Annotated in this window: 29 protein-coding genes; 2 read left to right on the top strand and 27 right to left on the bottom strand. The window is 45.2% G+C overall.

Going from position 1 to position 21,695, the window contains the following annotated elements:
- Positions 1-32: 32 nt before the first annotated feature.
- The 10 genes from FJR71_RS07905 to FJR71_RS07855 form a co-directional block, all read right to left on the bottom strand.
- On the bottom strand, positions 33-527 hold the full coding sequence (locus FJR71_RS07905) for a PTS sugar transporter subunit IIB (protein ID WP_006595112.1): 495 nt from the start codon (positions 525-527) through the stop codon (positions 33-35).
- Positions 528-544: 17 nt separating this feature from the next.
- Positions 545-985: a PTS sugar transporter subunit IIA gene (locus FJR71_RS07900; protein WP_048789491.1), complete on the bottom strand. Its 441-nt coding sequence runs from the start codon at positions 983-985 to the stop codon at positions 545-547.
- Positions 986-1,119: 134 nt separating this feature from the next.
- Positions 1,120-2,427: an ABC transporter substrate-binding protein gene (locus tag FJR71_RS07895; protein ID WP_140814527.1), complete on the bottom strand. Its 1,308-nt coding sequence runs from the start codon at positions 2,425-2,427 to the stop codon at positions 1,120-1,122.
- Complete coding sequence (locus tag FJR71_RS07890) at positions 2,424-3,110, bottom strand: response regulator transcription factor (protein ID WP_140814526.1); 687 nt, start codon at positions 3,108-3,110, stop codon at positions 2,424-2,426. Before FJR71_RS07890 ends, FJR71_RS07895 begins: the two co-directional genes overlap by 4 nt.
- Positions 3,107-4,426: a sensor histidine kinase gene (locus FJR71_RS07885; RefSeq protein WP_140814525.1), complete on the bottom strand. Its 1,320-nt coding sequence runs from the start codon at positions 4,424-4,426 to the stop codon at positions 3,107-3,109. Before FJR71_RS07885 ends, FJR71_RS07890 begins: the two co-directional genes overlap by 4 nt.
- On the bottom strand, positions 4,426-5,412 hold the full coding sequence (locus tag FJR71_RS07880; protein ID WP_140814524.1) for a substrate-binding domain-containing protein: 987 nt from the start codon (positions 5,410-5,412) through the stop codon (positions 4,426-4,428). The genes FJR71_RS07885 and FJR71_RS07880 overlap by 1 nt, the downstream gene beginning before the upstream one ends.
- Positions 5,413-5,633: 221 nt before the next feature.
- The gene (locus tag FJR71_RS07875) at positions 5,634-6,029 is read right to left on the bottom strand and encodes a single-stranded DNA-binding protein (RefSeq protein WP_061564657.1); all 396 of its coding nucleotides are present in this window, start codon (positions 6,027-6,029) and stop codon (positions 5,634-5,636) included.
- Positions 6,030-6,267: 238 nt separating this feature from the next.
- Positions 6,268-6,894: a YtpR family tRNA-binding protein gene (gene ytpR, locus FJR71_RS07865; RefSeq protein ID WP_140814523.1), complete on the bottom strand. Its 627-nt coding sequence runs from the start codon at positions 6,892-6,894 to the stop codon at positions 6,268-6,270.
- Positions 6,895-6,908: 14 nt separating this feature from the next.
- Positions 6,909-7,226, bottom strand: coding sequence for a thioredoxin family protein (locus FJR71_RS07860; RefSeq protein WP_061564655.1), 318 nt, complete (start codon positions 7,224-7,226; stop codon positions 6,909-6,911).
- Positions 7,223-7,513 (bottom strand): DUF4651 domain-containing protein, encoded by a 291-nt coding sequence (locus tag FJR71_RS07855; protein WP_061564654.1) that lies wholly within the window; start codon positions 7,511-7,513, stop codon positions 7,223-7,225. The genes FJR71_RS07860 and FJR71_RS07855 overlap by 4 nt, the downstream gene beginning before the upstream one ends.
- A 146-nt stretch (positions 7,514-7,659) precedes the next feature.
- Between FJR71_RS07855 and pepA the strand changes: the two genes are divergently transcribed.
- The gene (gene pepA / locus FJR71_RS07850) at positions 7,660-8,724 is read left to right on the top strand and encodes a glutamyl aminopeptidase (RefSeq protein WP_140814522.1); all 1,065 of its coding nucleotides are present in this window, start codon (positions 7,660-7,662) and stop codon (positions 8,722-8,724) included.
- Between the two features lie 159 nt (positions 8,725-8,883).
- Positions 8,884-10,368, top strand: a complete 1,485-nt coding sequence (locus tag FJR71_RS07845) for a DUF1846 domain-containing protein (RefSeq protein ID WP_006595123.1) — start codon at positions 8,884-8,886, stop codon at positions 10,366-10,368.
- 109 nt (positions 10,369-10,477) lie between these two features.
- Here the strand turns inward: FJR71_RS07845 and FJR71_RS09995 are convergent, their stop codons facing one another.
- The 17 genes from FJR71_RS09995 to FJR71_RS07765 form a co-directional block, all read right to left on the bottom strand.
- Positions 10,478-10,633, bottom strand: a complete 156-nt coding sequence (locus FJR71_RS09995) for a hypothetical protein (protein WP_164555426.1) — start codon at positions 10,631-10,633, stop codon at positions 10,478-10,480.
- Between the two features lie 87 nt (positions 10,634-10,720).
- Entirely contained in the window at positions 10,721-11,545 is an 825-nt protein-coding gene (gene folK, locus FJR71_RS07840; RefSeq protein ID WP_048789506.1) for a 2-amino-4-hydroxy-6-hydroxymethyldihydropteridine diphosphokinase, read from the bottom strand.
- A gap of 26 nt (positions 11,546-11,571) precedes the next feature.
- The gene (gene folE, locus FJR71_RS07835; RefSeq protein ID WP_140814521.1) at positions 11,572-12,126 is read right to left on the bottom strand and encodes a GTP cyclohydrolase I FolE; all 555 of its coding nucleotides are present in this window, start codon (positions 12,124-12,126) and stop codon (positions 11,572-11,574) included.
- Position 12,127: 1 nt separating this feature from the next.
- On the bottom strand, positions 12,128-13,432 hold the full coding sequence (locus FJR71_RS07830) for a bifunctional folylpolyglutamate synthase/dihydrofolate synthase (RefSeq protein ID WP_140814520.1): 1,305 nt from the start codon (positions 13,430-13,432) through the stop codon (positions 12,128-12,130).
- 16 nt (positions 13,433-13,448) lie between these two features.
- Positions 13,449-14,405 (bottom strand): dihydropteroate synthase, encoded by a 957-nt coding sequence (folP, locus tag FJR71_RS07825; protein ID WP_140814519.1) that lies wholly within the window; start codon positions 14,403-14,405, stop codon positions 13,449-13,451.
- 158 nt (positions 14,406-14,563) lie between these two features.
- Positions 14,564-15,238 (bottom strand): CPBP family intramembrane glutamic endopeptidase, encoded by a 675-nt coding sequence (locus tag FJR71_RS07820; protein WP_246040144.1) that lies wholly within the window; start codon positions 15,236-15,238, stop codon positions 14,564-14,566.
- Positions 15,239-15,389: 151 nt separating this feature from the next.
- Positions 15,390-16,586 (bottom strand): acetate kinase, encoded by a 1,197-nt coding sequence (locus FJR71_RS07815; RefSeq protein WP_140814517.1) that lies wholly within the window; start codon positions 16,584-16,586, stop codon positions 15,390-15,392.
- Between the two features lie 48 nt (positions 16,587-16,634).
- The gene (locus FJR71_RS07810; protein ID WP_140814516.1) at positions 16,635-17,588 is read right to left on the bottom strand and encodes a class I SAM-dependent methyltransferase; all 954 of its coding nucleotides are present in this window, start codon (positions 17,586-17,588) and stop codon (positions 16,635-16,637) included.
- Between the two features lie 70 nt (positions 17,589-17,658).
- Complete coding sequence (gene comGG, locus FJR71_RS07805) at positions 17,659-18,066, bottom strand: competence type IV pilus minor pilin ComGG (RefSeq protein WP_140814515.1); 408 nt, start codon at positions 18,064-18,066, stop codon at positions 17,659-17,661.
- Positions 18,032-18,484, bottom strand: a complete 453-nt coding sequence (gene comGF, locus FJR71_RS07800; RefSeq protein ID WP_172605126.1) for a competence type IV pilus minor pilin ComGF — start codon at positions 18,482-18,484, stop codon at positions 18,032-18,034. The genes comGG and comGF overlap by 35 nt, the downstream gene beginning before the upstream one ends.
- Positions 18,468-18,761: a competence type IV pilus minor pilin ComGE gene (gene comGE, locus FJR71_RS07795; protein WP_140814513.1), complete on the bottom strand. Its 294-nt coding sequence runs from the start codon at positions 18,759-18,761 to the stop codon at positions 18,468-18,470. The genes comGF and comGE overlap by 17 nt, the downstream gene beginning before the upstream one ends.
- Positions 18,727-19,152 carry a competence type IV pilus minor pilin ComGD gene (comGD, locus tag FJR71_RS07790; RefSeq protein WP_042507426.1) on the bottom strand — a complete coding sequence of 142 codons (426 nt, stop codon included), beginning with the start codon at positions 19,150-19,152 and terminating at the stop codon, positions 18,727-18,729. Before comGD ends, comGE begins: the two co-directional genes overlap by 35 nt.
- Complete coding sequence (comGC, locus tag FJR71_RS07785; RefSeq protein WP_048717660.1) at positions 19,121-19,390, bottom strand: competence type IV pilus major pilin ComGC; 270 nt, start codon at positions 19,388-19,390, stop codon at positions 19,121-19,123. Before comGC ends, comGD begins: the two co-directional genes overlap by 32 nt.
- A 139-nt stretch (positions 19,391-19,529) precedes the next feature.
- Positions 19,530-20,282 (bottom strand): CHAP domain-containing protein, encoded by a 753-nt coding sequence (locus FJR71_RS07780; protein WP_140814512.1) that lies wholly within the window; start codon positions 20,280-20,282, stop codon positions 19,530-19,532.
- 85 nt (positions 20,283-20,367) lie between these two features.
- On the bottom strand, positions 20,368-20,652 hold the full coding sequence (locus tag FJR71_RS07775) for a phage holin (protein ID WP_140814511.1): 285 nt from the start codon (positions 20,650-20,652) through the stop codon (positions 20,368-20,370).
- Positions 20,653-20,655: 3 nt separating this feature from the next.
- The gene (locus FJR71_RS07770) at positions 20,656-21,093 is read right to left on the bottom strand and encodes a hypothetical protein (protein WP_140814510.1); all 438 of its coding nucleotides are present in this window, start codon (positions 21,091-21,093) and stop codon (positions 20,656-20,658) included.
- Positions 21,094-21,104: 11 nt separating this feature from the next.
- Positions 21,105-21,647, bottom strand: a complete 543-nt coding sequence (locus FJR71_RS07765) for a DUF1366 domain-containing protein (protein ID WP_140814509.1) — start codon at positions 21,645-21,647, stop codon at positions 21,105-21,107.
- Positions 21,648-21,695: the final 48 nt, after the last annotated feature.

Genomic DNA, 21,695 nt, shown 5'->3' with positions numbered 1-21,695 from the left:
TTTAGTGACGAAGAGCTAGGATGCTCCCCTCTCTAGAATCCGAATTTTGATTTAAAATCATCCCAGTAACCGATGGATACATCTGGAAGCAACTGGAATTTCACCTTGTAGCCTGCAGCCTGAATGGCTTCGATGGCTTCTGCTTCTTCCTGGGTGATGGATTGGTTATTTCCCAATTTCACAGCACCCGGACGGTCATTTGCAGGACCGACAATGATTTCTTTGACATCGCCTGGGACAAACCCTTGGTCTACCAAAATTTCTTTCATATCGATGGGGTTCTTAGTAATCAAGAAATAGCGAGTTTCTGATTCCGTTACTTTGGCAGATTTTTCTTTGAAAGCTTCCTTGGTCCAAACAAAGGTTTTCTTATCTGAAGCCCCTTTATAGGCTTGAATCAAGACCTTGTTGGAAGCTGCTGCGTCGTTGACGGCGATCAAGCCATCACAAGGCTTTTCTTTAGCCCATCGAGTTACTGTTTGACCGTGGATCATACGGTCGTCAATCCGCACAAATGATACTACCATTTTCTAACCTCCCTTAGTTAAATATCATCTTCTTCATCATCGTCACCCTCTACCGGGGCAAGGGTAAATTCTTGCAAGGCTGTGGAAGCTTCGGATAAAATCACCTGGGCTAAATCAGCCCCCTCCATCATGTCCTTCATCACAACTGCTGTCAGCGCCATGGTCAAGTTCATTCCACCTAAGATCAAGGCTGTACTCAGCTTTCCTTGCTCCTCTAGCACTGTCGTTGCCGTTGTCAAAGGACTGCCACCTACAATGTCTGCTAGAACTAAGACAGAGTCCTCATCTGTTAAATGGGAAATCGCCTGACGAAAATCATGAGCAAAATCATCTACCGATTTGCCTTCTTTCAGTCCGACCGCAATCACCTGATCTATCTTATCCCCAGCAAACATTGCCAGCGAACTTTTCAGACCTTCTGCCAGTCCACCATGACTGACCAATACCAGATACTTCATCCTTTCTCCTCCTTTATGATGACCTTATTGTATTGTTTTTGAAAGCGTTTTACTATTGTCATTTGTCACAAAGAAAAGTTGACATCTGTCAATAAAAAAATGACATCTGTCACTTGACAGATGCCTAGTTGCTCTTAGCGAAACTTCTCCCGAAGCATTTCCTCAATAATCTTTTGAATTTGAGGCAATTGATTATCAATATCCTTTGCTTTTAGAGCATTATGAATCAAATAATCCAATCGATCCCAGATATCATCGGGTAGGTTGCCAGGAGTACTTAGGACAGCCTTTTTCATAATCTGGTCCAGGGTCCGATTCGTCAAGGAATCAACCCCGAAATCATCCGCTTTAAGAAGGTCCCGACTTTCCGAACTATTGACCACCGAAGGGAGGACAGAGGTCCCCTGCGACTGCCGAAAGAGTTCCTGCTGGACCTGCTGGTCCTGGGTCAAAAATTCCATGAATTCCTTGGCCTCCTTGCTCGCACTGGCCCGAGAAGACAGAGCAAACAGGGATGTATCCACTAAGGTTGACGGAGTCGAGCCAGAAGCCCCTGGCATAGGGATACAGGTCCAAGTGAAATTTGAATACTTGGCCACATGATAGGGATAAGGTTTATAAGTTCGGTACTGGGCCAAGGTCATCGGATAAAAAGCGACCTTGCCTTCATCAAAATCCTTAGAAGTGACATTGAAGTTCCCGTGAAGGGCTTCAAGTTTTTCGATAAAATAAAGCGAGCGCTTCATTTCTTTACTCGTCAGATTAATGCTGTCCTGACGGAAAAGCTGGCCCCCATGGGCTGCCAAAGCCTCCCGCCAGGTATAATCTGTACTTCCAAACTGATCCAGCTCGCCATCTCCATCTGTATCCCTGGTCACCTTTTGACAAATCGTATAAAATTCCTCCAAGGTCCACCCCTCTTTTGGAATAGCAATCCCTTCCTTTTCCAATAAATCCTTATTGACACACATCAAAACGGGATTGCTCTCGAAAGGAAGAGCATATTGACGATTCTTGTACTTGCCTGCTTCTAGGGCGACTGGATAAAAATGAGAAGGATCGACCTGTTTACCCATCAAGGGAGTCAAATCTTCTACTGCCCCACGCGCTGCTAACACTGGTAACTCTGTACTGGATACCATATAGAGATCGGGCTCCTGCCCATGGAGGATCTGATTGGCTAACCAGCTCGCATATCGATTCTTCGGAATCCCGCTTTCATAGACAATCTTTACCCCTGGATGCGTTTTTTCGAAACGAGCAATCGCTTGGTCCAAGACTTTTTCTTCTGTTTGGGTGGGCACATACCAACTAGAGCCTGCGTAGACCCCCAAGCGGACAATCCTAGGCTGTTGCTGCCACCAAATCCCTCCAGCAAGCAGAAAGAGTAAGAAGATCCCAAGAAACAATCTGGCGCCTTGCATCTTACCTTTTTTCTTCATCGGCCATCACTTTCTGTTCCAAAATCCTTAGTGGTCACCCCTTTTTGAACAGCCCAGATAGCTAACTGGGTCCGATCCCGCAGGTTCAACTTAGACAAAATAGTGGACAGGTAATTCCGAATGGTTCCCTCAGACAGGAACAATTTGGCTGCAATTTCCTTATTAGACTCTCCGAAACCAATCTGCTGGATGATGCGCCATTCAGTCAGGGATAAGTCGCTCACATATTCTTCAGAGACGGAGATTGTGTAATTGCTCTGAGCCATCTGAGAAAAAATCTGAAAAACCTTGCTGGCAATATTGGGGTTAATCATGGCTCCCCCATGGTAGACAATTTGGATGGCTTGGCAGAGCTCCTCTGTGGAAGCCCCTTTGAGCAAATACCCTGAGGCTCCATATTTCAGAGCCCGAAAGATGAAATCATCATCGTCGAAGGTGGTTAGAATGATGATTTTCACCTCTGGGAAGCGTTCCTTGACTTCTTTTGTCGCCATCACGCCATCCATCTTGGGCATACGAATATCCATCAGTACGACATCTGGTCGATCTTGGGGGATTCGCTCTAGCACCTCGTGGCCGTCTGCTACCACAGAAGTCACCTGAATATCTTGATGAGCAGATAAAATAATTTGGAGCGACTCGCGAATCAGCGCTTGGTCATCCGCAATCATTACTTTAATCATAAAACCTTTCCTCCTTTTTCTTTGGGCAATTCAATTCGTGTATAAAAGCCATTTCGATTGGCAAATTCGACCCTTCCTCCCAAGATAGAGACCCGCTCTCGCATTTGCTTCAAGCCGTAGCCGACCTGCAGTTGGTCAAAACCGACCCCATTATCTTGGAGAATCATGACATAGGCATCTTCCACCAAAAAGGAAATCTGCATGTGGCTGGCATGACCGTGGCGGACAGAATTGGTCATGGACTCCTGAATCACTCGAAAGACAGTATCCTCCACCATGACATCTAGATCCACCTCATCCCAGTCATAGGTCAGCTCGACTTGTAGGTGGGAAATGGCTTGGTATTCGTGAACCAATTTCAAAACTGCATCCCTCAAGGTATGATCCTCCAGGGCACCTGGCCGCAGCTTGTTCAAAGAGCCCCGGACGTCCTTGATTCCATCTCGTACCACCGTAGAGACCGATTGCAACTGGGTCTTGGCGCGACCAGGATCAATATCAATCAGAACACCAACCGCATCAATCCCTGCAGAAATGCCCGTCAAGGCATGGCCCAGAGTGTCGTGAATCTCCCGTGCGATCCGCTTGCGCTCCCGGTCCTCCGCAATCTTTTCCGAAAGGGCCATGTAACTATTTAATTCCGTATTGACTTGCGATACCATTTCTAACTCTTTTTCGATTCGATGGTGCTCTGCTACTACCGATAAAATGTAAAAGAGAAGAGAAATAATAAAGACAACCATATTCAAGGAAGCTAGCGCATTTTTAGCGAATAGGATGAGCATCCGAATCGATGAAGGATAGAAGGCGATATAGGTATCTAGCGACGGCAACTGCACGACGAGAGAGAGGATGTCATAGTTGGTCACAAGGAGGACTATGAAACTCAGAAGGATAAAGGCAAACCAGTAGCGCCTGTCCTTGGAACTACTAAACTCTTTAGAACCATAAAAGATATCAGCAAATACCAAAAGGATGATTCCATTGTAGGAGAAGCTGAGGGACATCATGACGCCTAACATCAGTAATATTTCTAGGATATTCCACTTGTCAAAAACCGACCACTCCTGTGTCCCTGGGCGCATCCGATAAAAGGTAATGAGAAGAATCCCTCCAAAGAGGAGGATGGAGATCCAAAAGTTCTGAGCGGGGGAACTTGGTATTTCTCTTAATTGTTCCAATAATTGATAGCCTTGCCCCTTGGCAATGATGTAATTGGTCGCATGCAAGTAGAGGGAACTGCTAAACAAGATGGCGATAAAATTAATGATTTTTAATAAAATCAAACTATAACGAATGCCACGAAGTTTGGCCATTACTGCCACCCGTTGACATCATAGTGGTCAACATTATCCTTATCAATCATCTCTACTGAAATCTTATATTGTTCCTTGTAGGATTTACCTGTCCTCATGCATTCAATCACTTGCATCACCTGTCTCCCCATTTTAAGAGGAGATTGGGCAACCGTCCCTTCGATATCATCCGTCGTCGAGAGTAAGACCTTCATATCCGGAGAGCCATCGATTCCATAGATAGAAATCGGCTGAGCTAATTGGTTTTCCTTGATGGCCGCTAGGGCTCCGATAGCTGCCCGATCATTTAAGGCCACTACAGTATCAAATACCAGACCATCCTGAATGACCTGGGAAACAGCCGGTAAGGCCAATTCCGTTTGACCACGGGTCTCTTCTCTCCCAACGACCTGATAGGCAGGCTTCGACTGGATGGTATCTAAGAATCCTTGGATCCGTTGCTCTGCCGATACCGTCCCCTTATGCTCTAAGAGTAGGATCTTCGCCTCATTTTTCTGCTTCATCAGGCGCTGGGCGACCAAGACCCCGGCTTGGTAATTATCAGACACCACACTGGCATCCACCGTGAAATGGCTGAGCTGACTATCCACTGCAATGATTTTAATCCCTGCCTCTCGAGCTCGCTTCAGGGAAGCAATGATTTTAGGGCTATCTCCTTTGACGGGGTTAATTACAATCACATTGACCTTTTGTTGACGAAAATAATCTATTTGCTGACTTTGTTTTTCCTCGTCCAATTCTGGATTACGAACTAGAAGCAAATCCCCTTTTTCGTCAGCCACTCGTTCAATCTCTGCATTCAGTGTTTGGTAGAATTCATTGTTCATGGTCATGTAGGTCACACCAATCCGCATCTGCCCTTTTACCGGTTTTAGTTGGCTAGCATTCAAATAGATGACCACTACCACAAAAACCAGGCTCCAAAATATCGTATAGATCATCACTCGATTGTGTTTCTTTTGAACAGCTTCCTCTTCTAACCCCATCTCTTCTCCTCTTAAAAGAACGAACCATTTTACTATATAAAGATTTTTTGTTCGTATTTAATACCTTGTATTATATCATTTTTTATCAAGAGCTTGAAGGTCTTTAGGAAATGAATGCGTTTTACTCATAAATCCATATGATGACTTACCCCTGCAACTTCCGTGAGAAGTTTCGAAAAAGAAAAAACGACACAGCTGACCAGCTGCACCGTTCTCTTCTGTTAAAAGGGGAGCTCTTCCTCTTCCAGGATGAGATCCGCTAGATCTCCTCCTGCTCCATTGGCCCGCATCGCTCGTTGAGCACGACTTTCTAAGAGCTGGAAGCCTTGACAGAGTACCTCTGTCACATATTGGGTCGCCCCGTTCTTCTCATAGCGTCTGGTTCGAAGCTCCCCATCCACAGAGAGCAAGCTCCCTTTGTTGGCGTAGGAGACAAGGGTCTCTGCCAATTTCCCCCAGACCACTAGGGTGATAAAGTCCGCCTCCCGTTCGCCATTTTGATCCTTGTAACGCCGATTGACAGCCAGGGTCGCACGCGCAACGGACTTGTCCGTACTGGTCTTATGAAGCTCGGGGTCAGCCACAAGGCGCCCGATTAAAATTACTTTATTGTACATATTTCTTCCTCCTACTTATATAATTCGTAGTTTTTTAGCCATTTGGAGAAAGAAAATAAAAAAGAGGATGGGACAAAAGTCCTAGCCTCTCAATTGTTTTTGGATTGTCGAGCAAGGCGCAGTGGTTGAGTGGGCTCTACTACGCTGATTTCATCAGCTTTTACAGCCCTACTCAACTGTGCGGAGGTGGGACGACGAAATCGAATTCTAACGAATTACCGATTTCTGTCCCACTCTCTTATCCTTGCCAGTGACGGGCGGGATCAAATGGAGTTCCCACCTCTTCTGTATCTTGCAATTCGATAATCCCACGTTTTTGTGGAGCATTTGGCAAGTGCAATTCGCGTGGACTACACATCATGCCAAAGCTCTTTTCTCCACGAAGGGCTCCTGGGAAAATCAAGCTGCCATCTGGCATCATGGCACCTGGAAGAGCCACAATCGTCTTGAGACCTTCACGCGCATTTGGCGCACCTGCTACGATTTGAACTGTCTTGTCTGATCCGACAGCCACTTGGCAGATGTTGAGGTGGTCACTATCTGGATGAGCCACCATTTCCACAATTTGCCCCACGACAAACTTAGGCTCCTTGTCATTGACCAAGACCTCTGCAAATCCTTCATCCTGTAATTCTTGATTGAGGCGTGCAACCTGCTCATCACTCAAGAAAATTTGCCCCTTGCCTTCAAGGGCAAAGAAGGTCGAAGCCTCAAAAATATTCCAGGCTACGGTTTCTTGCTTGTCTTCACGGTAGACACGGGCTACTTTGCCTTTACGATCTACTGCTAACTTGGCATCCCCACTGTTTTTCAAGGTAATCATTAAGACGTCGACGACTTGTTCTTTATTATAGGTTACAATCATTCTTTCTCTTTCTCCTACTTCAATCCTGCTAAAAATTCTGAAATCTGAGCCTTGGTTTTGCGATCACGATTGACGAAACGCCCCAGTTCCCGATCCCCGTCTAGGACCACCAAACTCGGAATACCATAGATATCCCAAAGCTTAGCCAGATCTAGATACTGGTCTCTGTCGACCAAAATGAAGGTAAATTCAGGGTTTTCCGCTTCAATCTCTGGCAAAAAGGGCTGGATATACCGACAATCGCCACACCAATCCGCTGAAAAGAAGAAAACCTTCTTTCCTTCTTGCTCGACGTAGCTAGCTAACTCCTCTAAAGACTGTGGAATGATCATAGTTTTTCCTCTTCATAGTGAAGGAGGCCCTCTTCATAGACAAAGCGATAGTGGCGCTCATCTTCAAAAATGAGCCCTCCTACCAGACGCTCTTCGTTTGATTCATAGAGTTCCACATAAAGGGTCGCAATCTTCCCCATATTCTCCATTTGCTCACGGACTTCTGCGACTAACTCTTCTTGCGTCCGCAGACGTTTTTGATCTTTGGCAATTTTATAGGCCCCAAGGGCAAGAGCACTTGCACTAGCTGCTGCAAGGCTGGATAAAATGATTTTTTTAGCTTTCATACCTCATATTGTAACACAAAATACAAGCTGGGACAACGAAGGAGAATAGATCTCCCCATTATGACGATTTGCTCTCATTCCCGTCAACTGTCACTACCATCTCGACTAAAAAAGTGATAAAATAAAAATCAGAAAGAAGGTAACTTATGACTGATTTATTTTCTAAAATCAAAGAAGTAACAGAACTTCCTGCCATCTCTGGCCACGAAGCGCCTGTTCGCGATTATCTACGTAAACAGATCACTCCACATGTGGATGAAGTGGTCACAGACGGCTTGGGAAGTATTTTTGGGGTACGCCACTCAGAAGCGGCTGATGCTCCTCGCATCATGGTCGCAGGCCATATGGATGAAGTTGGCTTTATGATCAGTGAGATCAAGGCAGACGGCACCTTCCGCGTGGTGGAAATCGGTGGTTGGAACCCTATGGTGGTTAGCAGCCAACGTTTCACCCTTTTGACCCGCGATGGCCATTCCTACCCTGTCATTTCTGGATCTGTTCCTCCGCATTTGACACGGGGCGCAAACGCTCCTGCCCTTCCAGCAATCGGGGATATTGTCTTTGATGGTGGCTTTGCCAACAAAGAAGAAGCCGAGAGCTTTGGGATCCGTCCAGGTGACACCTTGGTCCCTGAAAGCACTGCAATCTTAACGGCCAATCAGAAAAACATCATCTCCAAAGCTTGGGACAACCGTTATGGAGTCTTGATGGTCAGCGAATTGGCACAAGCCCTCTCTGGACAAGCCCTAGCAAACGAACTCTATGTCGGAGCAACTGTCCAAGAAGAAGTCGGACTGCGCGGTGCTGGGACTTCTGTGACCAAGTTTGATCCAGAAATCTTCCTAGCTGTTGACTGCTCTCCCGCTGCAGATGTCTACGGGGGCCAAGGAGCTATCGGTGAGGGAATCCTCCTTCGCTTCTTTGATCCAGGTCACCTCATGTTGCCAAATATGAAGGACTTCCTCCTCACCACCACTGAAGAAGCCGGCATCAAGTACCAATACTACTGTGGAAAAGGCGGAACGGATGCTGGAGTAGCCCACTTACGAAGTGGTGGTGTGCCATCTACTACCATCGGAGTCTGCGCACGCTACATCCACTCCCACCAAACCCTCTACGCTATGGATGACTTCCTTCAAGCCCAAGCCTTCCTTCAAGCCTTGGTCAAAAAATTGGATCGTTCAACCGTTGATTTAATTAAGAATTATTAATATTTTTCCAAAATAATTGTTTTAAACCCCCATTTTGGGGTTTTTTTGATATAATACTGAATGAATATTGCAACGGGTGTTCTTTTGCACTCCCCTTTCCCCAATGTGAAAGGCGGAGCACCGCTAAAGATCACCCTCGCTTCTTTATTGGAGGTTTAAATGAAGAAACAAGCTTTTAGTTCCGAAAAGTATTTGAATTTGCAACGCGATCACATCCTCGAGCGCATCAACCAATTTGATGGCAAGCTCTACCTAGAGTTTGGAGGAAAAATGTTGGAAGATTTCCACGCAGCTCGTGTCCTTCCTGGTTATGAACCAGATAACAAAATTAAGCTTCTCCAAGAACTTCGTGACCAAGTGGAGATTGTGATTGCTATTAATGCCAATAACATTGAGCATTCAAAAGCGCGTGGTGACCTAGGAATCTCTTACGACCAAGAGGTCTTCCGCTTGATCGATAAATTCAACGAATTGGGCATCTATGTGGGCTCTGTCGTCATCACTCAGTATGCTGGTCAACCAGCTGCAGACCTTTTCCGCAAACAGTTGGAAAAGAACGGTATCGCCTCTTACCTCCACTACCCAATCAAGGGCTACCCAACGGATATGGATCACATCATTTCTCCTGAGGGAATGGGGAAAAACGACTACATTCAAACTAGCCGTAATCTCGTTGTCGTGACAGCTCCTGGTCCTGGTTCTGGTAAATTGGCGACTTGTATGTCCAACATGTACCATGACCAATTAAATGGTATCAAATCTGGTTATGCTAAATTTGAAACCTTCCCAGTTTGGAACTTACCTTTGCATCACCCAGTGAATTTAGCCTATGAAGCTGCTACTGCAGACCTTGACGACGTCAATATGATTGACCCATTCCACCTCCAAACCTATGGCGAAACAACGGTCAACTACAACCGAGACATCGAAATCTTCCCTGTCTTGAAGCGGATGTTGGAACGCATCCTCGGAGAATCTCCTTACGCTTCCCCAACAGATATGGGTGTGAACATGGTCGGCTTTGCCATCGTGGACAATGACGCAGCGATTGAAGCCTCTAAGCAAGAAATTATCCGCCGTTACTACCAAACCATTCTGGATGTGAAAGCAGAGCGTGTCGGAAACGGAGCTATTAAGAAAATTGAACTCTTGATGAATGACTTAGGCATTTCACCAAAAGACCGCCAAGTCACCGTCCTTGCCCGTCAAAAAGAGGAAGAAACCGGTGAACCTGCCTTGGCCCTGGAATTGCCGAACGGAGAAACCGTGACAGGTAAGACTTCTGACTTATTTGGTCCAACGGCAGCTGTTCTCATCAACGCCATCAAGAAATTGGCCCATATTGATAAAGAAACCAAGTTGATTGAGCCAGAATATGTGAAACCAATCCAAGGCTTGAAGATCAACCACTTGGGCAGTCGCAACCCTCGCCTCCACTCAAATGAAATCCTCATCGCCCTCGCCATTACCGCCATGAACCATCCAGAGGCAAATCTTGCCATGCAAGAATTGGGTCGATTGAAAGGGAGCGAAGCCCATTCAACAGTCATGTTGACAGACGAAGATAAGAACGTTCTTCGCAAACTGGGCATTCATGTGACCATGGATCCAGTTTACCAATACGATCGCTTGTACCGCAAATAAAGAAAAGCAAGGCTAGACCGTTGGTCCTAGCTCCATATACAAAAAATCCCCTGAGTGCCTGAACCAGTTGGCACCCAGGGGATTTTTCATAGTTTAATTGAATGGAAAATTACCTCTCCTTAAAAAGATAGAGGCCCACAATCAGTATCGGGACAAGGAGAAGGGGATACACTTCTTTTGGCAGTAAGTCCGTTTCCAAACTCAACCAAAGGAAAAAAACAGCCAAGACAATCGCGATCAACCATTTTACAAGATAAGATTTCATGACGCCCTCCTGCTCCTAATCTATTTACGCATAGTATACTCCTGCTCAATTAACCTGTCAAGGTAAAAAAAGTAGTCGACCATTGGATCAACTACCTTTTGTTTCTTTCACAGCCTCCCACAGTTGTCGGATCTGTTTTCTTTGGACAGGATCCACAAAGTAAGGAGCAATTTCATTTAAGGATTCTAGGACAAATGCCCGTTCTGCCACATACGGATGAGGGAGAATCAAATCTGGACTATAGAGGATCAAATCCTCCATATAAAGGAGATCCAAATCGATGACCCGTGGTCCCCATTTGATCTCACGGACCCGACCCATTTCTAGCTCGATTCCTAGCAAGGTCTCAATCAAGTCTTGGGGCGTAAACCAAGTTTCGACCTCTACGACTTGGTTGAGAAAGCTATCTTGCTCGACCCCTCCCCAAGGTGCTGTCTCAATCTGAGAAGAGGTTTGGAGAATCGTAAGCCCCTTTTCTTCTAGTCTAGATACAGCCGTCGCCAACTGTTGTCCCTTATCCCCCATATTGGTTCCCAGACCAATAAAGGCTCGTCTTTTTTCTCGTTCAATCGTGACCGAGCAGGTATCCAAAGGTAGAGGAACTGGCGCCCAAGGTTTTTTCAGCTCAAGTCGAACCTTTTTGACAAAGTCATAGGTTGCAAAAATCTTCTCCACAAGCTGAAAAGCTACTGTCTCAATCAAATCAATTTTCTCAGCTTGAACCCAATTTGTCAGTTGCTCTGCTAAGATTCCATAATGGATTGAAGCCGTCAAATCGCCCGTCCGAGCAGCCCGGGTCATCTCATAATCGACACAGACATCCAAGACAAAGCGTTGCCCCAATTCCTTTTCAGCGGAAAACACACCATGATAGGCATAAATTTCCAAATCTTTAATCCGTAATTGATCCACCATCATCACCTCAGTTTATCTAGGGATTAGTGTCCCATCAGTTTATAGGCTTCGTTTTTCAAGTCTTTATCTGTCTCGAACAAGCCACGCGCTGCTGTCGTTACAGTAGCTGTCCCTGGTTTGCGCACCCCACGCATGTTCATACACATGTGCTCTGCTTCCACCCAAACAAGGGCTCCCTGCGCTCCCAGATACTCCATCAAGGCATCCGAGATTTCCACTGTCAAGCGCTCCTGGATTTGAGGCTTTTTGGCGTACACTTCCACCGTCCGAGCTAGCTTAGAAAGGCCCGCTACGCGCCCATTTGGGATATAGGCAATGTGGACCTTGCCATAGAAGGGCAAGAAATGGTGTTCACACATCGAGTGGAAGAAGATATCCTTTTCCACCACCATATTGTTGTCCACAATCTCAAAAGATTTTGATAGGTGGACTTCCGCAGTTTGGTTGAGACCTGCAAAAATCTCTTGGTACATCTTGGCAATGCGTTCTGGTGTTTCTTGCAAGCCCTCACGGCTTCCGTCTTCACCGACGGCGTCGATAATCATCTTCACGGCTTCTTGAATTTTCTTTGTATCCATGTCATCTCCTACTGATTTCTTCGATTAGAAAGGCTCTCACCTGAGCCAAAAAGTACAAGGATCCCGTCACTAAGAGGAGATCAGATTGTTGCGATTTTCTTTCTAGATATTGGGTTAAAAACACCTTCCATTCTTGATAAGGCAGGCCTTTTTGAAAGGCTATTTCCTGCATGTCTCTCACGGAATAGGCGCGTGAATCCTCAAAGGTCGTCAAGGTTAATTGACTCTTTTCCAATCCGCTCCACAGTTCCAGCATCTCCTCAATCGCCTTGGTCTGGATACAGGTAAACAAGACTTGTTTGTCCAACTGTCCATACCGTTCTTTCATGGTGGCTACAAGAGGGGCTACTGCATGCGGATTATGGGCGCCATCTAGAATGATGAGGGGCTGGGTCGAAATAACCTCTAGGCGTCCCGGCCACTGGACCCCTTCCCAAGCTTGGAGGATTTCTTCTCGACTTAAGAAAGAGAGCCCCTTTTCTTGACAGAAGGTATCGCAGAGAGCCAGGGCAAGCCCAGCATTGTCAACTTGATGAAGTCCCAAGAGCCCTGTCTTTAATTGCATTTCTTCCCGATACTGGCTCTGATAGCCAAAAACTTCCCCATCAACCAAAGACGCTTGGTAGCTAACTAAAAAGTCCTGACCTAACAGCTCTACTGGTGCCGATAAGCGGTTCGCCCGCTGCACAATGACTTCTTGTGCTTCCAGTTCCATCCGGCCTAACAAGACCGGAATCTTTTCCTTGATGATTCCCGCCTTCTCTCGAGCAATGGAGGCCAAATCTGGCCCTAAGAGAGCCACATGGTCCAAGCCAATCGTCGTGATGGCTGTCAACATAGGCTGACAAACATTGGTACTATCGAGACGGCCCCCCATGCCCACTTCCAAAATGACCACATCTGGCTTTTCTGCTGCAAAATAATCAAAAGCCAGGACGGTCATCAACTCGAACTCGGTTAAGCCCAGCAAGGTCTGATCAGAACTGTTTTTTGCAAGTAAGTCCTGATAGAGGGACAGATAAGTCTCTAAATCCTGATCTGAGATGGGAAGCCCATTAATACTGATTTGCTCATGAAAGGAAACTAGATAGGGAGAGGAGAAAACACCAACCCGCAACCCTTTTGCCTCTAGTAAAGACCGTAAATGGGCTAGGGTCGATCCTTTTCCATTGGTCCCAGCTAGATGGATTACAGGACAGGCTAAGTGTGGGTTCCCCCTCAAGGCCAGCAAGGCTTCCATTCGCTCCAAACCAAAATGGGGCTCGGAAGAACGATAAGTGGCTAACCAACTGAGATCTACTGTCATATCTCTTCTCTTTTCTTTAGCGATATTGTTTCAAATGAAGGTCCTGCGCTTGATCGGCTTGGTAGATCGCACTACCGATAGCTACCGCCATCTTATGGAGGGGGATATCATGCACACGCACAATTTCTACCCCTTGGCTGGCAGCCACACTCGTCAAATGACTAGAGGCCAAATCCCGATTATAGAATCCTTCTTTCGTTTCAGGGTCAGTCTCAAATCCCTCTTCTTCCAGAATATTGACCACAAAGCGCTTCCGAGAGACTCCTAAAAAGATTGGATACCCCTTAGCATGAATGGTTTTTAAGTCCTGCAAAAGTTGGAGGTTTTCCCGCTTGGTCAAGCCAAAACCAATACCAGGATCTAAGAAGAGTTGATCCGGACTCAATCCTGCTTCCTCTGCCCGCTCAAGGCTCTTAGCAAAGAAGGTCCACATGCAGTCTTGGATAGAGAGACCTTCAAACTGCACCAACTCCTCTGATGAAAAGACCGGCTCAAAACCAAAGGTCGGAAAAATGACGGAACTTGGATGATGAGGACGAGCCATGACTGGATTAAACATAAGAATGGCTCCAGCCTGAGCTTCTGCAATCACCCTCGCCATTTGTGGATCCCCTAACAAGCCTGTAATATCATTGATCAAGTCTGCACCAGCTGCTAGGGCTACACGAGCGACCTCTGACTTCCAAGTATCAACCGAAATCAAGATATCACTCTCTGCTCGAATCGCTTCAATGACTGGCACGACTCGCTGGATTTCTTCCTGAATTTCCACAAAATGACTCCCTGGACGTGTGGACTCCCCACCAATATCCAGTATGCTTGCTCCTTCTGCTATTAATTTTCGAGCTTGCTCGAGAGCTCCTTCTACCGTTTGGTAACGTCCACCATCTGAAAAGGAGTCGGGGGTGACATTGAGGATGCCACATAGAAGGGTCCGATCCTTGCCTAGTTGTCTCCATTCACTCTTTGACATATCTTCCTTCAACTTTCTAAGAAAAGCCAACCAAGCATAGAAAAGAGGTTAGAATCTTTCCAACCTCCGAGTTTGTCTCTATCTTCGCCTAGATGCTTCTTTGGTAGCTTACCAAAGCTTCTGAATAAAACCCATTGGTCCTATCATTCTACCATATTTTAAGCGGGAAGAAAAGAAACCAGAATAGTTATCAGAAAGGCAAAAGCATTCATGGTAAAGTGCAATAAAATCGAATATTCTACTCGTTTGTAGCGGTAGGCAACCCAAGTCAAGATGAGGGACATGCCCCCATAGATGATCCAGGAACCAAGATTACTTGGTGTATGTAAATAGGCAAAAACAAGAGCCCCAACCAAATAACCAATTTTTTCATACCCCTTAAAGATCAAGCGGGGAATCACAGCTCGACAGATAATTTCTTCTCCTAAAGGCGCCACTACGACAATGAGCAACCCCATTGCCAGCTGAGGGGCCAAGGAAGCCACCCCTTGGATGGTCTCTTGGTTAGCTGTTGTCGCCTCTCCCAACTGTCGAAGAAGGTTAACCCCAAGAGCATTATTGGCCAGCAACAGGAGAAAATAAAGGAAATTTCGCCCAATATCTCTGCCTTTGATGCGTGAAAAATCTAGTGAATCAAGTGGACTCCATTTCATAAACCACCAAAGCAAATAAACGAGGAGCATGGTAACCCCAAGGACTAGACTATTAATCGTCCAATTTGACCAAGCATTTTTAATCCCCAAGATCAAAGCGATCATGGGTAGTTGAGTCGCTATAAATAACGGTATTCCAATTAGTAACCACAGACCATTTGAAACCCATTTTTTCTCCATCCAATTTTCCATTATTTTACCTCGATTGTCAAACTATTTTTCTAGTATAGCATAGATGAGCTACTGGGGCAAGCCCAAGTAGTAGTCGCACAATAGAAAAAAGAGGCGCTTCAAATCAGCCTCTTCTCACTTGTTTTTTTAGAATAAAGTCTTACCCCTTATTTTTAAAGCGTTCAACATCACGGGCAATGACTAATTCTTCGTCCGTTGGGATGACCAAAACTCTCACTTTAGCATCCGCTGTTGAAATATCTCCTTCTGCACCAAAGACATTCTTTTCTGGATCAAGCTCACAACCAAACCAAGTCATCCCGTTAATGACTTGTTCACGGATTGTTTTAGAATTTTCCCCGATACCAGCTGTGAAGATGATAGCATCTGCTCCATTCAAGACAGCAAAGTATTGACCGATGTATTTCTTAATACGATCGACAAAAATGTCGTTGGCCAAAAGTGCCTTGTCATTTCCATTGCGCATGGCTTCGTGAATATCACGCATATCGCTAGAAAGTTCAGACACCCCTAGTAGACCAGATTCACGATTCAAGATACGACTGATATCTTCTGGACTTTTGAAGTCCTCTGTGTGCTCCATCAAGTAAGGAATAATAGCAGGGTCAATATCCCCTGTACGTGTTCCCATCATGATTCCACCAAGTGGTGTGAAGCCCATAGACGTATCGACAGAAATTCCTTTGTCTACCGCTGTAATAGAAGCCCCATTCCCAATGTGGCAGGTGATTAATTTCAACTCTTCGATTGGTTTTCCAAGTAGCTTAGCAGCTTCGTGGGCTACATACTCATGGCTAGTCCCGTGAGCCCCATATTTACGAACCTGGTTTTCTGTATAGTACTTAGTTGGAAGAGGATAACGATAGGCTTTTTCAGGCATTGTTGTATGGAAAGAGGTATCAAATACAACAACACTGGTAATATCTGGTAACAATTCTTTAAAGGCACGGATCCCAGCAGCGTTGGCAGGATTGTGCAATGGAGCCAACAAAGAAAGTTCCTCAACCTTTTGAATGACTTCTTCATCTACAAGAGCAGACTCTTTGAAGTACTCACCACCTGCTACGACACGGTGTCCTACTCCAGTGATTTCATCGTAGGAAGCAATAATATTAAAACGAATCAAATCATCGAGAAGGATTTTAACCGCTTGTGTGTGGTTCTCAATATCTAAAACCTGTTTTTCTGCTCGACCATCGAATTTTACTGTCGAAATGGAATCTTTAAGTCCAATTCTCTCGATGAGCCCTTTTGCCAAAACTGTTTCTTCTGGCATTTGGTATAATTGCCATTTCAAACTTGAACTACCTGCATTAATTGCAATTGTTTTCGTCATTTTTTTACCTCTTTAAGCGTTTTCACTCCTATTATAGCAAAATTTTGTTTAAATTTCACTTTCTTTATTCCAGTTTTGAAAACTTTCACGGAATTTCACGAGGTCTTCCTGGTCTTGCAAATCAGTCAAAGGATAGACAAATGGTTGGACCACCGCTTCTTCTTGCTTGCGTAAAACAAAGATGGTTTTTGCTAGATTGGCTGATCGAAAGAGGTTCTCTGGCAAGGTCACCATGGCCAAGACCTGAGCATGATCCTGCATCCATTTTTTCAACAGAGGACTCTGCTCGCTTGTCAAAAGATCATTCGGAGCTAGAAAAACAGCGACGCCACCTGGTTTTAAGTATTTTAGCGATTGTTCGATCAATAAATGATGGGCGTAGGTGTGCCCCTGAGGGGAAGCGACCTGGTAACGACTCGCAATGGCATCATCTGGATAATAACCGACAGGTAAATCGCTGATAATCACATCGCTCTCTTTCAAAACTTGTGGACGAACGGCATCACCTTGGGCAAAATTCACATCCGCCTTCATCACTTCTGCCATACTAGCCGCAAGGTCAATCAAGAGATCATCCATTTCCAAGCCCAAATAATCTAAGGAACGCTGACAGTTGTTCATCAAGGTTTGGGCTAAGTTACCTGTTCCACTCCCAATTTCTAGCACATCTACTTGATCGGAACTAGCCAACTGATCCACTAGAAAGACCAGAAGAAATCCAATCCCATCTGGCGTAAATTGGTGATTGAACTGTAGGGGCTCTGTTTGGGCAGCCTTCATCAAAAGATACTGGAAGGAGCGACGCCACTCTTCCTTGCTCAAGTTCAAGTCCTTCAGCCGCTGGTTATTTTCCTTCACTAGAGTCAACTCTGTTTGCCCATCCAGATAGATGGCATTCTGCTCCACTAGAGCATCATAAAAGTTGGTCTGCAAATCATTTTGGATAATTTGGGTACTCTCTAATAGGTAGCCGTAGGCTTTCTCAATTTTTTCGAAATTCATGCTTTCCTCCATCTTTTAATCATATCAAATTTTAAGAGTTTTCGCTATGCTTTTCGAAGACCTGAGGCTTCTATTCCTCAGTCGTGGTCGGGTGGTGTGTGGCTGAATCTGGAGCCTGCTTCTCCTTTTCCTTCTTGTCGGTTTTTTTCTTTTCCCGAGGAGGTAGAGCAAAGGTGAAATGGTAGCTTCCCCCATCTTGTAAGTGACTCGTTACGTTGGCAAAGCCCGATTTTTCTTCCAAATCGACTCGGCCAGTTGAGAAGGTCATAGTTTTTTCTTCCCGATCCCAAGTATCAATCGCCAATTGAGCTTGCGCATAAGCCTGGATCCGGTGCTGACTAGCAAGGAGGATCCGTCTCTCTGCCACTTGTCTGTTCAGGTAAAACTGAAGCAAGAGACTAAAAACCGCCGACATAAAAAGGGCATAAAGAAGGATCCCGGCCTCAATCTGCTTCTTTTTTATCCTTTTCCACCACACGGTAGACCACCTCCCTTTCTAACCCTTCTTCAAAGCGCAGTTGAATAGACACCAGATCTCCTCTTTTTTCAATCCAGGCGGATTCAACTCCATTTATCATCGGTTGATAGCCACGGCCAGTCGCATCTGTCTTTCGGATATCTCCCCCCTTAGCCAGTCCAATGGCTATGGGTTTTTGATCCTGAACAAGATAGAGTTTGTTGTCTCTGACCTCTTCAAATTGACTACGAGACAATTCAATGTCCAGCTGGTCCTGAAAGAGAAGCCACTCCTCTTGCTTGATGTGACTTTGGTACTGGAGTTCTTGACGCAAAAGGCTTGTTAATCCTTGAAACACCAATAAACCACCGCTGATGACGAGCAGGGCAACCAAGGCCTCCAGTAACGTAAAGGCTGGCAGTTTAGTTCTTTTCAACAGCAATCACAACCTTTCCTTCATGATAGACCTTTATGGACTTGGCAGACCTCTCCACCTGGACACCGACCTGATTGATGCTCAATTGATCCTGCCTGGTCTGGATCGCCATTTTTGCGACTCGCAAGACTTCTCCTTGTCTCAACTCTTCTAAGCGCTGCTGTCGTGAGTCCCCTAGCTCTCCCAGCACAAGGGTCGTGAGGACACCAAACATCGCTAGAGCAATCAGTCCTTCTAACAAGAGACTAGCGGGGAGCCGTCGATTTTTTAATTTTTCCATTCCCAATTGCCAACTGATAGGTCACCACCTCTTTCTCTGTCTGAAATTGAATCTTGGTCAGGCTTGAATTGCCTCCTGCTGGATCAAAGGTCAGTTGCTTCTCTCTGACCACTTCCACCCCTTTTGGAAGCGGTAATTCTTGATAGGGACTATGAACCCCACCGTGGTCGATGGAAAGGAGAGCTCTCTCCTCTTTTGCAATACTCATCTTTTGTGTCTCCTGATAGACCCGTTCGAATTCCGAGAAAAACAATGTTTCTTCTACCTGCCCAAAGGCTTGATGGACTGACCCAGCTAGCAGCCAACATAGAAGACTGACGATACCTAAAGTTAGTAAGCTCTCTAAAAGGGTGAAAGCTTTAATCTGCAACCGCACGGTGATCACCTGCATTCTTCACATAGTGAGCACGGTAGGCTTCTGCTTGTTTTTGAGTGATTTGTCCTTCTGCGACTAGCTTAGAAAGACTAGCTTTTTCATTCTGATGATTGAGTTCATAGAGCTCAGCCTGGCTCTCCACGACTTTGACGACTGCTCGATTTCCTGTATCTGTTACCGAATCTTTCTGCTTGGTCAAGTTCGGAACAAAGAGCAAGAGAAGAACGCTGATAATGAGCAAAACAACTAACATTTCAATCAAGGTCACTAAAATTCTTTTTTCCGTTGTAATAGACAATAGCAAAAATGTCTGTTTTAACGGCAATAAAAAAAGCCCCTCCAAAAACGGAGGGGTTGATTTATGAATTTAGAAAGTATTCCCTTTCTTTTAGTTAAGCGAATGAGCCAAAGTCTGTGACACGTTGGCCGTTTTCGGATTGTCCTACAGCCACATAACGACGGTTACCGGACGCCCCAATGTACGTGATCCAGATATACCCATCGTTATCTAACCAGCCGTCGTAATTGATTTCTTGACCGGCGGTATAGACTGCCACAATCTCTCCTAGAAGCCCTGCAGAAGCCCGTACATTGAGCGCAGATACTTCCACCGTAAATGTTCCAGCCTCCTCATTAAAGGCGCTAGAATTGACCGTGAGAGGCTCTGATGGTGTGATAGGCTCTACTTGTGCAGGCTTACCGTCAACTGGGAAATAAAACCATCCAACAATGGCAGTGAAATCACGGGTATTGTATCGTGCTGGGCCTCCCACATATAGGCTGTCTTCGTTGCCATCGATATTCTGCTCGATGGTACGCATAGTGTATCCGTCACTATCTTCGATGACTAGGCCTGTATGGCCGTATGAATGGCCGAATAAGTAGGTGGTTTCTTGTACAAATACAGCCCCAGCTCGTGGTTTGCTGTCCGCATTGCCCTCTTGGTTATATTCCACCTCATAACCTAAATCACGGGCAGAATTGAGTAGATCAATAGCATTGCCCCAGAGAGTTTTGCCGAAAAAGTAAGTAGAGATTGCATTAGGTAGTGCAGCACATTGCATCCCCCATTTGCTCATAGATACACCAGTGCCAGCATCTGCTAACCCTTCTGCATATCCCAAAATATCATTTAAAGTAGCCATTTATTGCTCCTTTCTAAAATCAAAAGCCGTCACCCAGAACGAGATGACGGCTAACAAAAAAAGCACTATTTTAATAAATAGCCTTTTAGTCATTGTGTGGCTCGTAGTAGTTAAGCGCACGCTTACTATCTCCAAAACCAGCTGTAGTAGGGTCTGGAACGATATTGAGGACGTTTGCGATTGTCAAACCGATAAGATAAGGGTTAGACGCAAACTTGCCAAGCAAGCTAAATACAGCGCCCCAGCTTGTCAGATCCTGGAAGTTAAGGCCGAAGTAAGTCAAAATCGGCAAAGCGATGGCAAGGGCCAAGCGGGTCATAAACGCTTTGTTTTTAAGCGTGAAACGTACAGACCAGTTGATTTTATTCATGTTTTAGTTCCTCACTTCTAAATAATTATATTTGGTGAAAAGGCTATCTATGCGCCCGTTTCCACCAAGTTTCTTGTAGTTCTCGTGCATTCTATGCACGATATCAGACTCATGTACAGTAGTGTACCCTCGGTTGATTGCAACAGTCATATCACGCTCTAACCGTAGATACATTGTTACCAAATGAGCCTCATCATGGACGATTAGCTTGTCATTAACCTCACTAATCTTTTTGTTATTGTCTTCTCCTACCTCTCGGATATCATTGACTGAGTGCTGGATTGCTCCAAGTTCATCCTTGAGCTCATTAAACTGTTGTTTGTTGAGATTGCCAGACCTGCCTGCGAGCAATCCAAACCAGCTAGATACGATAAGACCGATTGTAGGACCTAGTTGAGATATTTCATGTATAATCCTCTCAAATACATCAAGCCATGTCATAGTCCCTCCTTTTAGTCAATCCGTGGCATAACCATAGTAAGAGTACCTTGACGTAGCATATCCTCTACCTTTTGGGATTTATAAGAATATCCTTCAGACTCTTGCATTACAAATGTGAATAAGGTCAAAGTATCTTTAGGCCATTTCGGATTCGTATCGAATGGATAAGGCATTGCTACAACATCACCGTTACTGTATCGTTTCCCTGCAGTAAGCGGTTTTGCTACTGAAGCAATTTTCTTATACGTAGAAGCGATCATACCATCTTTTGTTGTGACTGCAAATGCGACAATGATATCCATAGCACTGTCGATACCTGCGATCTGCTCTTGCACCTTATCAATCTTCTCATTTTCAGCTTTACGAGGGAAATTGATATCATAGTGCTTTTGCATTGCTTGCTGATACAACTCAGCATTAGGTAAGTCTATTACAGACTCGTCCAAATATACATGGACTATAGACCCGACATCATCAACAAGAATAATATGAGTTTTCTTACTATTAGTCGAGTCGTAGTCCAAAGATTTCGATTTAAATTCTAATTTAGACACTTAAATCTCCTTTCCTAAAATAATTATTATAGCGGGTACCTTTAGTTA

This window comes from Streptococcus xiaochunlingii, assembly GCF_006385805.1.
Lineage (GTDB): Bacteria > Bacillota > Bacilli > Lactobacillales > Streptococcaceae > Streptococcus > Streptococcus xiaochunlingii.
The sequence above is the reverse complement of the archived record's forward strand: the minus strand, read 5'-3'. Positions and strand labels throughout refer to the sequence as shown.

Excerpts from the sequence above, each read along its gene's own strand:
- FJR71_RS07905 (WP_006595112.1), bottom strand. The coding sequence starts at position 527 with ATGGTAGTATCATTTGTGCGGATTGACGACCGTATGATCCACGGTCAA.
- FJR71_RS07900 (WP_048789491.1), bottom strand. The coding sequence starts at position 985 with ATGAAGTATCTGGTATTGGTCAGTCATGGTGGACTGGCAGAAGGTCTG.
- FJR71_RS07895 (WP_140814527.1), bottom strand. The coding sequence starts at position 2,427 with ATGAAGAAAAAAGGTAAGATGCAAGGCGCCAGATTGTTTCTTGGGATC.
- FJR71_RS07890 (WP_140814526.1), bottom strand. The coding sequence starts at position 3,110 with ATGATTAAAGTAATGATTGCGGATGACCAAGCGCTGATTCGCGAGTCG.
- FJR71_RS07885 (WP_140814525.1), bottom strand. The coding sequence starts at position 4,426 with ATGGCCAAACTTCGTGGCATTCGTTATAGTTTGATTTTATTAAAAATC.
- FJR71_RS07880 (WP_140814524.1), bottom strand. The coding sequence starts at position 5,412 with ATGGGGTTAGAAGAGGAAGCTGTTCAAAAGAAACACAATCGAGTGATG.
- FJR71_RS07875 (WP_061564657.1), bottom strand. The coding sequence starts at position 6,029 with ATGTACAATAAAGTAATTTTAATCGGGCGCCTTGTGGCTGACCCCGAG.
- ytpR (WP_140814523.1), bottom strand. The coding sequence starts at position 6,894 with ATGATTGTAACCTATAATAAAGAACAAGTCGTCGACGTCTTAATGATT.
- FJR71_RS07860 (WP_061564655.1), bottom strand. The coding sequence starts at position 7,226 with ATGATCATTCCACAGTCTTTAGAGGAGTTAGCTAGCTACGTCGAGCAA.
- FJR71_RS07855 (WP_061564654.1), bottom strand. The coding sequence starts at position 7,513 with ATGAAAGCTAAAAAAATCATTTTATCCAGCCTTGCAGCAGCTAGTGCA.
- pepA (WP_140814522.1), top strand. The coding sequence starts at position 7,660 with ATGACTGATTTATTTTCTAAAATCAAAGAAGTAACAGAACTTCCTGCC.
- FJR71_RS07845 (WP_006595123.1), top strand. The coding sequence starts at position 8,884 with ATGAAGAAACAAGCTTTTAGTTCCGAAAAGTATTTGAATTTGCAACGC.
- FJR71_RS09995 (WP_164555426.1), bottom strand. The coding sequence starts at position 10,633 with ATGAAATCTTATCTTGTAAAATGGTTGATCGCGATTGTCTTGGCTGTT.
- folE (WP_140814521.1), bottom strand. The coding sequence starts at position 12,126 with ATGGATACAAAGAAAATTCAAGAAGCCGTGAAGATGATTATCGACGCC.
- FJR71_RS07830 (WP_140814520.1), bottom strand. The coding sequence starts at position 13,432 with ATGACAGTAGATCTCAGTTGGTTAGCCACTTATCGTTCTTCCGAGCCC.
- folP (WP_140814519.1), bottom strand. The coding sequence starts at position 14,405 with ATGTCAAAGAGTGAATGGAGACAACTAGGCAAGGATCGGACCCTTCTA.
- FJR71_RS07820 (WP_246040144.1), bottom strand. The coding sequence starts at position 15,238 with ATGGAGAAAAAATGGGTTTCAAATGGTCTGTGGTTACTAATTGGAATA.
- FJR71_RS07815 (WP_140814517.1), bottom strand. The coding sequence starts at position 16,586 with ATGACGAAAACAATTGCAATTAATGCAGGTAGTTCAAGTTTGAAATGG.
- FJR71_RS07810 (WP_140814516.1), bottom strand. The coding sequence starts at position 17,588 with ATGAATTTCGAAAAAATTGAGAAAGCCTACGGCTACCTATTAGAGAGT.
- comGE (WP_140814513.1), bottom strand. The coding sequence starts at position 18,761 with ATGGAAAAATTAAAAAATCGACGGCTCCCCGCTAGTCTCTTGTTAGAA.
- comGD (WP_042507426.1), bottom strand. The coding sequence starts at position 19,152 with ATGCAGGTGATCACCGTGCGGTTGCAGATTAAAGCTTTCACCCTTTTA.
- comGC (WP_048717660.1), bottom strand. The coding sequence starts at position 19,390 with ATGTTAGTTGTTTTGCTCATTATCAGCGTTCTTCTCTTGCTCTTTGTT.
- FJR71_RS07780 (WP_140814512.1), bottom strand. The coding sequence starts at position 20,282 with ATGGCTACTTTAAATGATATTTTGGGATATGCAGAAGGGTTAGCAGAT.
- FJR71_RS07775 (WP_140814511.1), bottom strand. The coding sequence starts at position 20,652 with ATGAATAAAATCAACTGGTCTGTACGTTTCACGCTTAAAAACAAAGCG.
- FJR71_RS07770 (WP_140814510.1), bottom strand. The coding sequence starts at position 21,093 with ATGACATGGCTTGATGTATTTGAGAGGATTATACATGAAATATCTCAA.